General features: G+C 67.2%; 14 protein-coding genes and 1 pseudogene. 3 read left to right on the top strand and 12 right to left on the bottom strand.

Annotated features, from left to right (window positions below; translation table 11 throughout):
• Positions 1-19 precede the first annotated feature (19 nt).
• A pseudogene (locus tag DPM12_RS24390) lies at positions 20-115 on the top strand (helix-turn-helix domain-containing protein); the annotation flags it as partial.
• A 42-nt stretch (positions 116-157) separates the two neighbouring features.
• Here the strand turns inward: DPM12_RS24390 and DPM12_RS20750 are convergent.
• The 6 genes from DPM12_RS20750 to DPM12_RS20725 all read right to left on the bottom strand — a co-directional run bounded on the left by DPM12_RS20750 (position 158) and on the right by DPM12_RS20725 (position 6,033).
• Complete coding sequence (locus tag DPM12_RS20750) at positions 158-1,360, bottom strand: ABC transporter permease (protein WP_112260265.1); 1,203 nt, start codon at positions 1,358-1,360, stop codon at positions 158-160.
• Positions 1,357-2,055: an ABC transporter ATP-binding protein gene (locus tag DPM12_RS20745; protein WP_112260264.1), complete on the bottom strand. Its 699-nt coding sequence runs from the start codon at positions 2,053-2,055 to the stop codon at positions 1,357-1,359. Before DPM12_RS20745 ends, DPM12_RS20750 begins: the two co-directional genes overlap by 4 nt.
• Positions 2,052-3,188: an efflux RND transporter periplasmic adaptor subunit gene (locus tag DPM12_RS20740; protein WP_112260263.1), complete on the bottom strand. Its 1,137-nt coding sequence runs from the start codon at positions 3,186-3,188 to the stop codon at positions 2,052-2,054. Before DPM12_RS20740 ends, DPM12_RS20745 begins: the two co-directional genes overlap by 4 nt.
• Positions 3,185-3,766 (bottom strand): hypothetical protein, encoded by a 582-nt coding sequence (locus tag DPM12_RS20735; protein WP_112260262.1) that lies wholly within the window; start codon positions 3,764-3,766, stop codon positions 3,185-3,187. The genes DPM12_RS20740 and DPM12_RS20735 overlap by 4 nt, the downstream gene beginning before the upstream one ends.
• Before the next feature lie 168 nt (positions 3,767-3,934).
• Positions 3,935-5,326, bottom strand: a complete 1,392-nt coding sequence (locus tag DPM12_RS20730) for a HAMP domain-containing sensor histidine kinase (protein WP_112260261.1) — start codon at positions 5,324-5,326, stop codon at positions 3,935-3,937.
• A gap of 17 nt (positions 5,327-5,343) precedes the next feature.
• Positions 5,344-6,033 carry a response regulator transcription factor gene (locus DPM12_RS20725; protein ID WP_112260260.1) on the bottom strand — a complete coding sequence of 230 codons (690 nt, stop codon included), beginning with the start codon at positions 6,031-6,033 and terminating at the stop codon, positions 5,344-5,346.
• 101 nt (positions 6,034-6,134) lie between these two features.
• On the opposite strand from DPM12_RS20725, the gene DPM12_RS20720 reads away from it, so the two are divergent.
• Entirely contained in the window at positions 6,135-7,478 is a 1,344-nt protein-coding gene (locus DPM12_RS20720) for an ATP-grasp domain-containing protein (RefSeq protein ID WP_112260259.1), read from the top strand.
• A gap of 5 nt (positions 7,479-7,483) precedes the next feature.
• On the top strand, positions 7,484-9,568 hold the full coding sequence (locus DPM12_RS20715; protein ID WP_425467623.1) for a CocE/NonD family hydrolase: 2,085 nt from the start codon (positions 7,484-7,486) through the stop codon (positions 9,566-9,568).
• A gap of 51 nt (positions 9,569-9,619) precedes the next feature.
• Here the strand turns inward: DPM12_RS20715 and DPM12_RS20710 are convergent, their stop codons facing one another.
• From DPM12_RS20710 to DPM12_RS20685, 6 genes are all read right to left on the bottom strand, one after another.
• Positions 9,620-10,111, bottom strand: a complete 492-nt coding sequence (locus tag DPM12_RS20710; RefSeq protein WP_211659193.1) for a YbaK/EbsC family protein — start codon at positions 10,109-10,111, stop codon at positions 9,620-9,622.
• Complete coding sequence (locus tag DPM12_RS20705) at positions 10,108-10,878, bottom strand: MBL fold metallo-hydrolase (RefSeq protein WP_112260256.1); 771 nt, start codon at positions 10,876-10,878, stop codon at positions 10,108-10,110. Before DPM12_RS20705 ends, DPM12_RS20710 begins: the two co-directional genes overlap by 4 nt.
• A gap of 138 nt (positions 10,879-11,016) precedes the next feature.
• A complete protein-coding gene (locus tag DPM12_RS20700) occupies positions 11,017-11,838 on the bottom strand; it encodes an ABC transporter permease (protein ID WP_112260255.1) in 822 nt (273 codons plus the stop codon).
• Positions 11,835-12,836, bottom strand: coding sequence for an ATP-binding cassette domain-containing protein (locus DPM12_RS20695; protein WP_112260254.1), 1,002 nt, complete (start codon positions 12,834-12,836; stop codon positions 11,835-11,837). The genes DPM12_RS20700 and DPM12_RS20695 overlap by 4 nt, the downstream gene beginning before the upstream one ends.
• Positions 12,808-13,170, bottom strand: a complete 363-nt coding sequence (locus DPM12_RS20690) for a VOC family protein (RefSeq protein WP_112260253.1) — start codon at positions 13,168-13,170, stop codon at positions 12,808-12,810. Before DPM12_RS20690 ends, DPM12_RS20695 begins: the two co-directional genes overlap by 29 nt.
• Before the next feature lie 5 nt (positions 13,171-13,175).
• A complete protein-coding gene (locus DPM12_RS20685; protein WP_112260252.1) occupies positions 13,176-13,349 on the bottom strand; it encodes a ribbon-helix-helix domain-containing protein in 174 nt (57 codons plus the stop codon).
• Between the last annotated feature and the right edge of the window lie 128 nt (positions 13,350-13,477).

The raw sequence follows: 13,477 nt of genomic DNA, 5'->3' as shown, positions 1-13,477 counted from the left end.
GTGGTGGAGGTGGGCGTTGATGGCGTCGAGGTTGTCGTTGTGCGAGCGTGAGGAGATTGCGGTGGGTCGGGCGGGGGGTGAGTCGATGACGGCGATCGCTGTTCGGTTGGGGCGGGCGGTGTCGACGAGTCTTCATGATCAGCGGAGATGGGAGTGTCTATGCCGTAGCGAGGGCGGCGGTTGGCGGCATGCGTGCGGCCCGGGCGGCGGGATATGCCCCGGCGAGTGCACCCACCACGATGGTGGCGGCCGCCGCACCGCCGAGCACCCACATCGGTACGGCGACCTGCCACCCACGATTGGCGGCGAAGGCCGCGGTCACCAGGCCGCCGAGCAGCGCACCGCCCACGCCGCCGAGCCCGGCGAGCAAGATCGACTCGCCCAGGAACTGGCGGCGGATGTGTGGCCGGGTCGCGCCCAGCGCGCGGCGCAACCCGACTTCGGATCGCCGTTCGAGCACGGCGATGACCATCGTGTTGGCCACGCCAATACCGCCGACGATAAGGGCGACGCCGCCCAGTGCCAGGAGCAGCGCGCTCAGCGTCTCGTCCACGGCCGCCCGGGCGGCCAGCGCATCCGACGGGCGGCTGACCTCGACTTCCTCCGGATTCGACGGGTTGACCGTCGACGGCAGTAGCCCAGCTACCTCGTCCACCGACTCCTCGCCGGAACGTTCGTAGATGGTAGTGGGCGATCCGTCGAAGTCGAACAGGTCGGTGGCGATCGGCCAGCCGATCATCGCCGCGCTGTCGAGCTCGGGTGCGAGAGGTACCGGGTCGAGGACGCCGACGACGGTGAACCACTGGTCACCCAGCCACACCTCGATACTTCCATCGGTCCGTGATATGCCCAGCCGCTCCGCCGCCGTGGAGCCGAGGACCACCGCGGGGTAGTCGGCGAGTGCGTCGTCGAGCCAGCGGCCCGAGGCCACGGACCCGCTCACGGTGTCGAGCAGGTCGGTACGTGCGGCTGTCACCGCGAGAGCATTCGTATGGTTGGGATCGATCTCGTCGTTGCGGTAGACGTTGATGTCGTCGAGCATGCCGACGGCGCTCGACGTGTTCACCGCGCCGATCCGATCGATCATGTCGACGCTGCCCTCGGGAAGCTTCGCCTCGCCCGTGAACGACGTTCCCGGCGAGACCGTGAGCATATCGGTGCCCAGTTCACGAAGCTGCTGGTTGACCCGTTCCTGGCTGCTGGCCGAGATGCCGACCACGGCGACCATCGCGGCGATGCCGACCGCGATCCCCAGGGCGGACAGAACGGCACGCAGCGGGCGGGCGCGCAGCCCGGAGAACGCCACGCGAACAGTGTCGCGCGGACGTAGCCGGGAGGGGGCAGGCGTGTCGGTACTCATGGTTGGCGTGCCCTCTCGTCGGACTCGATCTTGCCGTCCAAGATGTGAATCTGGCGCGGCAGCTCTTTCGCGACATCGTGATCGTGGGTGATGACCACGATCGTGGTTCCGGCATCGTGCAGCTCGTGCAGGAGCTTGATCACGGCCGCGCCCGACGTCGAATCCAACGCCCCGGTGGGTTCGTCGGCGAGCAGTAGCGATGGCCGTCCCGCAAGGGCGCGCGCCACCGCGACCCGCTGGCGTTGACCACCGGAGAGCTCGTGGGGCTTGTGGTGGGTGCGATCGCCGAGCTCGACGTGCTCCAATGTGGTGCGTGCCTGCGAGCGGCGCTTCCGCAGCGACATGCCCGTGTAGAGAAGACCGTCGGCGACGTTGTCCAGTGCGCTCACACCGGGGGAGAGGAAGAACTGCTGGAAGACGAAGCCGATCCGCCACGCCCGCAGGGCGGACAGCTGCCGGTCGGCCAGCTCGGCGACGTCGTGACCGTCGATGCGCACCACTCCAGAGTCCGCCCGGTCGAGCGTGCCCAGAATGTTGAGCATCGTCGACTTTCCGGAGCCGGACGGGCCGACAATGCCGACCATCTCGCCCGGCTCGATGCTCAGACTGACGCCGTCGAGCGCGCGCACCGGAGGATGCCCCGGATAGAGCCGGCTGACGCCGGTGAGATGGACGACGGATGTCTGCGCGTTCATCGTCCGGCCACCCCCACGACCGTGCCCTCGTCGATTCCCTCACCCGAGATCTCGACCCGGCCGTCGGCGAACAGTCCCGTCTCGACGGGGACGATCGACGTTGACCCGTCGCCGGCGACGACCTCGACACCGTGACCCCCGTCGGACAGTGCCAGTAGCGCGTTGACCGGGACGGTGAGGACGCCGGGCTGCTCATCGACGTCGATGACCACGTCAGCTGGACCGCCGAGCAGGGATTCTGCGACCTTCTCGTCCAGCGTGACCTCGAGTTTGGCGACCGAGTCCTCGGATCCGCCCGTCTCGTCGGTTCCCGGCGCGGATCCCTCCTCAGCGTCCCCGGCCGGGACGACGTTCGCGGCGGTCACGGTGCCGGATGCCACGTCACCGCCCGGAAGTTCGACGGAGACCTCGGTGTCGACGGCGAGAAGGTCGCGATCGGTGACATCCACCTCGAGGCTGACGACCTGGTCGGATGTGGTGAGGTCGAGAACCGGGGTCCCTGGCGAGAGGACGCCACCGACGTCAGCCCGGATGGTGTCCACCCGGCTTCCCGCGTCGACGAAGACGACGTCGGAGCGTGCGACGCTGCCGGTCTCGCTTGCCCCGATGTCGTCCTGCCACTCGACGACCGCCTCCTGGACACACCAGGTGAACTCGTCGCCGGTGTCGCAGTCGGCATACCCCAGCTCGGTCAGATTGGCGACGAGCTGTTCGACGTCGACGCCACTGTGACCGAGCTCGAGATCGCGATACATCGGCACCGAGCCGTACATCGCGATCACCGGTTGCTCGTTGACGCGATACAGCTCGGTTCCGCGTTCGACCGCGGACCCCTGATCGGCGATGCCGGTGACCACACCGTCGCTGGATGCGGGCACGGTGTAGGCATCACCGTGGCCGAGCGTGCCCTCGAATCTTCTGGTATCCGAGATCGTCTCGCGGACGACCTCGGCGGTGTCGGCTGGCCCGGCGCTCTCGTCCATGGCCTCGGCGGTATCTTCCTGCGTGCTGGCCCAGTAGCCGGCTCCAGCACCGGCGAGAGCCAGTACGCCGAGTCCCAGCCATAGAAGGCGCCACTTGCCACGGCGCGGCCGGGTGTGCTCGCTGTCGTGATCCGTTTCGTGCCCGCTCATCGACGGATCCGTACTCCTCCACCGGAGATGTGCTCCTGGCACTCCTCCAACGCGTCTTTCCATTTTGCGGAGTCGGGGTCCACGCCCTCGGGGATCGTCAGCCCACCCTCGGAATCGGGATCGGGCATATCGAAACCGTTGTCCCGCATGCACTCGACGAATTCGATCATCGATTCGGTATCGGCCAGGTTCTCTCCCATGGAATCCGCACCGTCTTCGATGGGAGGGAGCTCTTCCTGGCATGTCTCGACGGCCTCCCGGTGTTGTGGATCGTCCGGATCGATGCCGTCCGGCGCGGCCGCCATGCCGCCGTCGTGTCCGAGCCCTTGCGGGTCCTCGACGTCGATGCCCTGATCCCGCAGGCACTGGTAGAACGCCAGGATCTGGTCTTCCTGACTCGTTCCCGCATCACTCTGCTCGCCGGCCGAGCCCTCGGAAGCCGAGCCCTCGGAGGCAGCCGTCTCGTCGCCCTCGGACCCACACGCGGTGAGCGTGGCAGCGAGAAACAGGCCGAGTACGGCCGTGACCCGGGCCAGACGGGTGCCTTCCCTCGGAGCCGTAGACGCGTGTCGGGGCATCAGGGACCGGCTTCTCAGGGGTTGGTTCATCGCGATCGGTTCCCTTTCACGGATAGCTGTGCGCTGTTGGTGACGGAGGGGCTCTCCAGCAGGCGTCCGGCTCGCCCGTGGAGTCCCTCCGTCACCGACCACGATTCCGGTCGCGGATAGGATGTCTTTAGGCTTCGGTTAAGAGCTTCCTGAGAATGTGGACGGAACGCGTAACGTGAAGGCCGCGCCGCCACGGGGACGGTTGGCTGCTTCGACACTTCCGCCGTGCTGTTCTGCGGCCTGTGCCACGATGGCCAGGCCGAGCCCGGATCCGTGCCGTTCGCGCGCGTTCTCGCCGCGGTAGAACCGGTCGAAGAGATGGGGCATGTCGTCGTTGCTGATGCCCGGGCCGCTATCGAACACGCAGATGCTGACCCACGCCCCGGCTTCGTCCAGCTGCACCTCGACGAGCCCTCCCTCTTCGCTGACCTGAACGGCATTCCGTACGAGATTGGTGACTGCTCGTTCGAGCATCGCGGGGCGCACCGGGGCTTCGAAGCTCGGACCGTGGACGGTGACGGTGACTCGTGGGCTGACCCGCCGGTTCCGGGTCACGGCGCGATCGACGAGGGCTCGCAGGTCGGTTTCCAGGAGCGGTTCCGGCTCGATCCCACCCCGGGCGAGCTCGACGAGCTCCCCGACGAGGTCGGACAGCGCGGCGGCCTCGGACTCGAGATCGTGCAGGAGGCGCTCCCGATCGGTGGCGTCGAGGCTGCGCTCCGGGTGTTGCTCCGCGCGGAGCAGGAGACCGAGGTCGTTGCGTAGCGTCGCGAGTGGTGTCCGCAGCTCGTGTCCGGCGTTCTCGACGAGCTGGCGCTGTTCGGTTCGTGCGCTATCCAGCGCAGCGAGCATCGCGTTGATCGAATCTGCGAGCCGGGCGACCTCGTCGCGCTGCCTGCCGTCCGTCTCGATGCGGTAAGCGAGATCCTTGGTCGCGGCGACTTGCTCCGCGGAGTCGGCGAGTTCGTCGACCGGTCGCAGACCGGCCCGGGTGATCACCCAGCCCAGCCCGCCGGCGAATGCGACACCGACGCTCGCGACACCGACGAGCAGCCAGGTCATCCGGGTCATCGTGCTCCCGACGTAGTGGAGGGGGTGAACCATTCGCAGGATCATGTCGCCACTGAGCGCCGCGCTCATCACCCGGTACGATGCGCCGTCGATCGTCTCCGTGCGCAGGACCGGATCGTCGCCATCTCCCTCGAGGAGTGCACGCTCGTCCGGGTCGAAGGTCAGCGCGACGTCGCCGGGCGGGACGGAGGCGACGATACGACCGTCCGACTCCACCCGTTGCACGCCGATCGGTTCACCCTGCAGGACGACGGATGCCCGGGTCGTTTGCTCGGCGTCGTCGAGGCTGCGAGTCATCTCGGAGATCCGTTCGATGTCGGGCATCCGGTCGAGCAGCCGCTGGTCGACATCGGAGAGGAGCGTCGACCGGATGAGAAGCCACGCTGCGACGGATGCAGCCAGGATGGCCAGTGCAACCGCGGCGGACGTGAGGATCGCGAGCCGGGCGCGTAGTGTCATCGTTCGCTACTCGTTCCCTACGCCGGTTCCTCATCCGGGGCCCGGATCGTGTAGCCGACACCGCGCACGGTGTGCAGCATCCGCGGCTCGCCGCCGACCTCGAGTTTCTTGCGGAGATACCCGATGTAGACGTCCAGCGAGTTCGTCGAACCGTCGAGGTCACATCCCCACACGCCTTCATACAGGCGCGAGCGCGTGAGCACGTGCCGCGGATGCCGCATCAGGAGTTCAAGCAGGCTGAACTCCGTGCGTGTGAGGATGATCTCGCGGTCACCACGGGCCACATACCAACGTTGCGGGTCGAGACGCAGGTCTCCCACCTGCAGCGGTGGCTCGTCGTCGGTCGTACCGACGCGCCGTACGATCGCGCGCAGCCGGGCGAGTAGCTCCTCGTGGGCGAACGGTTTCACGAGGTAGTCGTCGGCGCCAGCATCCAGCCCACGTACCCGGTCGCGCACCGCATCCCTGGCGGTCAGGATCAGCATGGGAGTCCGGTCACCGCCCGTGCGGACGCGGCGGCAGACCTCGATACCGTCCATCCGCGGCATCATCACGTCGACGACCAGTGCGTCGGGCCGGACTTCGGGCAGCAGATCCAGCGCTTCGACGCCGTCGGCCGCGACGGTGACGGTGTAGCCCTCGAAGCGCAGTGACCGGGCCAGTGACTCCCGCAACACTGGCTCGTCGTCCACGACGAGAATCCTCACGACACCTCAGTGTGGACCGCCTACTTAAGACGGACATGAGAATGTCACGGATCAGGCTCGGAGCACGGACGGTGCCGTCGCCAGGCGCATACGATCGGGCTATGAGAAAACGGGAGATCTTCGTCCTCGGCCTTGACGACTTTCATCGACCCTTGCTCGAGGAGCTGCCCCAGGCTCGCGAGTGCCGATTTCACGGCCTGCTTCCGATGGAGCGGATCCGGCAGGGTGACCGGTTGCCGATCGCCGAGCTCGTCGAGGAAGCCATGGCCGAACTCAGCCGGTTCGACGGTCCCGTTGATGCCGTGGTCGGGTTCTGGGATTTCCCGATCAATTGCATGGTGCCGATCATTTCGGAGCGGCTGGGGATCCCGCACAAGCCGCTCGCCGGCGTCGTCGCGTGCGAGCACAAGTACTGGGCTCGGGTTGTGGAGAACTGGGTCATTCCCGGCGCCATCCCGGCCTTCGAAGCCGTGAACCCGTTCGCCGCCGACGCCGTATCGTCGATCGGGCTCGACTATCCCTTCTGGCTCAAACCCGTGATGTCGTACTCGTCGTATCTTGGATTCCACATCGACGGTCCCGAGACTCTCGTGACGAGCCTGGAGACGATCAGAAACGAGATCGGCCAGCTCGCCGAGCCGTTCAACCACGTCCTGGACATGCTCGACTTGCCGCCGGACATCGCCCACGTGCGCGGCGACTGGTGCATCGCCGAAGGGATCATCGGGGGACGCCAGTGCACCCTCGAAGGGTTCGTGCACAACGGCACGGCGAAGGTCTACGGCATCGTCGACTCCCTGAGAGTGCCCGGGGGAGTGAGCTTCGCGAGCTACCGGTATCCCTCTGACCTTCCCGAGGGAGTCCAGCAGCGCATGGAGTCGCTGGCGTGCCGGACGGTCGAGGCCCTCGGGCTGGGCGAGTCCGCCTGGAACGTCGAATGCTTCTGGGACGAGGGCGCCGACCAGGTGTGGTTGCTGGAGGTCAACAGCCGGTTGTCGGAGTCGCATTCGGACCTGTTCAGTAAGGTGGACGGTGTGTCAAACCAGGCGGTGATGCTCGATCTCGCGCTCGACCGGGAACCGTCGATGCCGCACCGGGCAGGCAAATATGCCCATGCGGGGAAGTTCTTCGTCCGCCATGTTGACGACGCTTACGTGGAGCGGGTCCCGTCACCGGAAGAGGTAGCCGCGATCGAGCGGGATGTGCCGGACACCAGGATCCTGATCCGCGCCCGGGCCGGGCAGTGGCTACACGAGCTCGCCTACCAGGACACCTACTCGTACGAGCTCGCCTGGATCCACGTCGGCGGGAACTCGGTCCCCGAACTGGAGGAGCGCTACCGCGAATGCGCCGAGCGGTTGCGCTTCGACTTCGCGGACGAAGGTGAACGCAACGCGCAGGATCTGAGCATGCCTGATCCGCGCATCCGGGAGGCCAATATATGACGGACGTGAAGCGGGTCGACACCTTTCCCTGGGCGGTACGCCACGTGGAAAATGCCTGGATCCCGCTCCGGGACGGCTGCCGGCTGGCCGCGCGGATGTGGATTCCCGAAGGTGCCGAGCACGCTCCGGTTCCGGCCATTCTCGAGTACATCCCGTACCGCAAGCGCGATCACAAGCGCAATCGGGACCAGTCGATTCACGCGTGGTTCGCCGGCCACGGCTATGCCTGCATCCGCGTTGACATGCGGGGCAGCGGCGACTCCGACGGCGTGCTGCTCGACGAGTATCTGCAAACGGAGCTCGACGACGGAGTGGAGATCCTCAGCTGGATCGCCGCGCAGCCGTGGTGTGACGGCAACGTCGGGATGATCGGTATCTCCTGGGGTGGATTCAACGGCCTGCAGATCGCCGCGATGCAGCCTCCGGAGCTGCGCGCGGTCATCTCCGTCGCGTCCACCGACGACCGCTATGCCGACGACGTCCACTACATGGGTGGTTGCCTGCTGGGCGACAACCTTTCCTGGGCGTCGGTCATGTTCGCACGCAACTCCTGCCCGCCGGATCCGGAGATCGTCGGCTCCCGGTGGCGGGACATGTGGTTCGAACGGCTGGAGGCGAACCGGCCGTGGCTAGAGACCTGGATGAGCCACCCCCACCGGGACGAGTACTGGGAGCACGGTTCGGTGGCCGAAGACATCTCCCGGATCAAGTGCCCGGTGATGGCGGTCAGCGGCTGGGCCGATGGCTACTCCAATGCCGTCTTCCGGCTCATGGAGACCCTGGAATCACCTCGCCTCGGGCTGATCGGGCCGTGGAGCCATCTCTACCCGCACGAGGGCGTTCCCGGGCCCGCGATCGGGTTCCTGCAGGAAGCCCGGCGTTTCTGGGACTTCTGGCTGAAGAAGCTCGACACCGGGATCATGGACGAGCCGATGCTGCGCGTCTACGTGCAGGACAGCACCGAACCGGCGGCGCGGATGCAGCACCGCCCCGGGCGCTGGGTGGGCGAGCCTGGCTGGCCGACGGCGAACGTCCGATCCCATCGGTATCGCGTCACCGCGAACGCGCTGGAGCCGGAAAGCCGGGATGGCGAGGACGGGCAGGACGTCTCGGCAGATCGGTCGGGGACGACGGGTGAGGCGACGGAGACGCCCGAGCCGGACGAGCTTTCCGTGCGCTCGCCGTTGTCCATCGGATTGTTCGCCGGGAAGTGGTGTGCCTACGGTGCCGGGCCGGACTTGCCGTATGACCAGCGCGAGGATGACGGTGGAGCGCTGGTGTTCGACGGTGACCCCTTGGAAGAGCCGCTCGAACTGCTCGGCGCGCCGGTCGTCGACCTGGAGCTCTCCGTCGATCGGCCGGTGGCGATGGTCGCGGCGCGCCTCTCCGACATCGGGCCCGACGACAAGGCCACGCGCGTCACCTACGGCGTTCTCAACCTGTGCCACCGCGACTCGCACGCCGAGCCGCAGGCCCTCGAACCGGGAGCGTGGTACCGGGTGCCGGTGGTGCTCAACGGCATCGGTCACCGGTTCCTGCCGGGGCATCGGCTGCGGCTTGCCATCTCCACGTCTTACTGGCCGCTGGCCTGGGCACCGCCGGAACCGGTGCGGTTGACGATCCGGGGTGTGCGCAGCGTCCTCGACCTCCCGGTGCGCACGCCCCGAGCCGAGGACTCGACACTGACGCCGTTCTCCGCGTCGGAGGCGGCTCCGGCCGCTCCGAAGACCCAGCTGCAGGAGCCATACCACAACTGGCGGGTCATCCGGGACCTGTCGACCGACGAGTCCACGCTGGAGGTCACGCTCGATGAGGGCTCGTACGTCCTGGACGACATCGACCTGATGGTGCGCCAGGCCGCGCGGGAGTGGTACCGCAGCTCAAATGACGACTTCACGTCGCTGCGCGGCGAGACCCGGTGGACACACGAGTTCGTCCGGGACGGCTGGCGGGTGCGGACCGAAACCCGGCAGGTGCTCACCTGTGACGCGACCACCTTTTACCTTCACGCACAGCTCGACGCATACGAAGGTGAGAACCGCGTGTTCTCCCGGAACTGGACCACGGACATTCCGCGCAGGCTGGTCTGACTCCTTCCGGCTCCGCGATCAACAAGCGACGATCGCTACAAACTCAATCATCTAGGGCTCGACGTCCATGGGCGTACCGCCGGTGAGGTGGAGCAGCTCGTCGAACGTGGTCGGGAAGACGCAGGCGGCTTCGCCACCGGCGGCCCATACCCGCTCATACTTCTGGAGCCAGGTGTCCACGAGTGTGCGGATGGGATGCGGATGTCCCACCGGGGCGACGCCGCCGACCTTCTGGGCGGTGTGTTCGAGAACGAACTCGGGCGTGGCCCGTCGCAGCTTGGACACGTCGAGAGCGCGGGCGACATGTGCCGTGTCGACCCGGTGCGCACCGCTGGTGAGGATCAGCACCGGCGCGCCGTCGGCCTCGAAGACCAGGCTGTTGGCGATCGCTCCGACCTCACAGCCCAGTTCGGCGGCCGCGGCTGCCGCGGTCGGCACGTCGACCGTGAGCCAGATGATCTCGCCTTCGGCGCCGCTGTCGGTGAGCGTGGCGCGGACCTTGTCGGCAACCTCTCCCATAGCCCGCAGCATAGCGATGCTCATGCGGCCATGTGTGCGAGGTGTGAGCGGTGACTCTGCCGGAGCCAGTCCTCGGTCAGCCGGGGATCGTCGTCCCCGCGGCCGGTCTCGAGTTCGTCGAGGTAGCGGCGGTCGGCCTCGATCCGGCGGTGCAGCTCGATGCCGTCGCCGACGGACCCGTGGCCGGGAACGACACGGTGGACACCGTGGACGGCGGAGAACACGTCGAGCGCGTGCCGGTAGTCGCCGACGGGGTCGGGCTGGCGCAGGTCGAGCAGGGGGATCTCGATGTCGGAACACATGTCGCCGGTGAGCAGGACGCCTTCGCCGGGAATGTGCAATGCCGCGTGTCCGGGCGCGTGTGCGTGGTGCTCGATGACGCGAACCGTCGGCCCGGGCCACGGGATCGTACTCGTGTTGGTCGGTAGCGGCGTGAGCCGGCCGAACAATGTGTGGTCGTGGCCGGGTGCGGACTCCTCGGCCAGGCGCAGCGCTTCATCCCGCTGAGCGTCGATGACGTCGACGGTGGTGGCGGTGGCGTAGCGGGGAACGTCGCCGAGTTCGGCAGACCACAAGACGTGATCCCAGTGCGGATGGGTAGCGAAACCCGCGCTCACCTGAAGGCCGAGTTCGCCCAGGTCGGCCGCGAGTTCGCCGATCTCGGCCGGCTGCGCGGCCGGATCGACGACGAGACAGGTGCCGTCATCGGCGGCGATCACGGTCGTCGTCGTGGTGCAGAAGTCGCTGGTCCCTACGAGGACGCGGCTGGTGACCTCCACGAGCCGTCTCATACCGGTACCGTACCGAGCTTCGCGGCAACCGTGTCGTTCGCGTGTCACCGTGTCTGAGCTTGCGGTGGGCACCCTCGTGCCTCACGTTCCCATGATCATGAACACGTGTCGAGCACATGGGCCTTCTCGTGTTCATGATCATGGGAGTTTGCGCCGCAGGACCCAGGCGGCGAGGGCGAGACAGCAGAGGTCGAAGAGCAGCAATGCACCGGCCGTCGCCGCCAGCACATCGAGCCGCCAGCCGTGTAGTACCAGGCTGCGGACGCCATCGATCGCATGGGTCATCGGGTTCAATCCGGCAAGCACGCGCATCCAGCTGGGCATGAGGTCCACGGGAACCAGGGCGCTGCTGACGAACGTCAGCGGCAGCCCGACGAAACCGGTGATGGGAAAGAATTGGGAATGGCTGCGCAGGGAGAACGCGAGCACCATGGACAGCGAGGTGACTCCCGCTCCGAATGCGGCGCCGATGGCGAGACAGGCGGCGATACCGGCCAGGCCGGTGGCGTAGCGCACACCGATGAGATACGCGGCGAACAGAATGATCGCGCTTTGCGCCGACGTCAATGCGACGAGGTAGACGAACCGGCTGGAGACGATCGATATCCGGTGAACGGGCGCGGCGAACATCCGCGACAGCAGGCCCGTCTCGCGATCAAAGAGCAGCTCGACGCCGCCTTGCAGACACGCGTTGAAGATGGTCATCACGACCGCGCCCGCAGTCATGAATTGCACGTAGCTGTCGCCGGGCACGGACGCCGTGTTGGCCATCCCGGCGAACAGGTGCCCGAAGAGGAGTAACCAGATCATGGGCTGGGCGAGCAGGGCGGCGATCGTCAACGGTTCCCGGCGCAGCCGGGCGATCCAGCGGCCCAGCATCGCACGGTGTTCGCGCCACAGGACGACGCCGAGGCCGGAGAGGCGCCCGGGGCCGCTCGCGCTGGTGATCGTGCCGCTCATGTCATCTCCGGGGAGTCGCTCTCGACGTCGGTGTGCAGTTCCTGCCCGGTCAGCGTGAGGAAGACGTCGTCGAGGCTCGCCCGCTGGGTCCACAGGTCGAGCGGTGCTGCCCCCGCAGCCCGGCATTCGTCGACGAGCGCCCCGGTGGCCGGGACGGTGGCGTCCGTGTCGAGTTCGATCACGTCGCCGGCGACCCGGATGTGATGCACGTGCGGATGCCGGCCGAGTCGTTTGGCCAGTTCGGGTGCGGGCTCTGGGAGGCGCGCGTGCACGGTGGCGCGGCCGAAGGCCCGTTTCAGCTCGGCTGGTGTGTCGACAGCTTGGATCCGCCCCTGATGGATGATCGCCACCCGGTCGCACAGCGCATCTGCCTCGTCGAGATAGTGCGTGGTCAGCAGGATGGTAGTGCCGGTGCGCTGGATCTCGCGCACGTACGTCCAGAGCCGCCGGCGGGAGGTGATGTCGAGGCCGAGCGTCGGCTCGTCGAGGAAGAGGACGTCGGGCACGTGCACCAGACCCATAGCCAGTTCGAGACGGCGGCGCATGCCTCCGGAGAGGGCGCGTGCGAGGCGATCGGCGTCGTCGTCGAGGTCGACGAGCCGCAGCAGCTCGGCCGCCCGGTCTCGTCCCGCAGCGGTGCCGAGATGGTAGAGGCCAGCCGCGAAGGTCAGGTTCTCGCGTGCCGTCATGAGTGGGTCAACAGTTCGATCCTGCGGCACCCAGCCGACTCGCCGCCGCACGCCAATTGGATGTCGCGTGACGTCGAGTCCGGCGACCCGGGCCTTGCCGCCGTTCGGTTCCAGCAAGGTCAGCAAGATCCGTATCGCGGTGGTCTTGCCTGCGCCGTTCGGACCGAGAAGCCCGAAGATCTCACCTCGCTCGACGGCGAACGTGGTGCCGTCGAGCGCCCTCGTCGCGCCGAAGTTGTGCGTGAGCTCGTCGGCTTCAACGGCTGGCGGAGCGGCGCCGTCAGCCGTGTAGCTCGCGGTCGTGCTCATTGATCTGGATCAACAGCCCTTCGGGATCACGGACGGTGAACGAGCGCCCGTAGGACTCGTCGACGATGGCCGATTCCGGCGCATAGCCCGCGCGGGACAGGCGTTCGACGACGGCTTCCAACGGTTCCTCTGCCTCGAACGAGAGCTCGACCGCTGGCGGCGGCGGGTCGGACGGGGTGACGTGGTGCAGTGCCAGTCCACTGTGCCCGCCGCACAGTTCTGTCCACGCTGGCTGTCCTTGACGGGGCGGGCGGCCGATGAAGTCGGTGGTCAGGCCGAGTGCTTCGTAGAACGGGCGGACGGCCGCGACGTCGCGTACGTATCGGATGGGCATGGGTCTCACGACTGCTCCCTTCCCTCGGTTCCGTGCTGGCGTTCGAGCTCGGCGAGATAACTAGTGAGCGCGTGCTCGACCAGCTTCGAGAGCGAGACCCCCTCGTCGATGGCGGCGTGCTTGACCTGTCGCACGAGATCGCGTGGCAGGTACACGTTGAACTGCTGCTGCTCGCTCATGCTAGGAGGCTAGCATGCGAGCAAGCAAGCCCGCCCACCCACTTCCCGTGATCATGAACACTAAGCGACCACATGGCGGGCTCAAGCGGTGCTTGCAACGTTCATGCTTAGTGGTGGAGGTGGGCGTT

Source organism: Phytoactinopolyspora halophila, assembly GCF_003287285.1.
GTDB classification, from domain to species: domain Bacteria; phylum Actinomycetota; class Actinomycetes; order Jiangellales; family Jiangellaceae; genus Phytoactinopolyspora_A; species Phytoactinopolyspora_A halophila.
The sequence above is the reverse complement of the archived record's forward strand: the minus strand, read 5'-3'. Positions and strand labels throughout refer to the sequence as shown.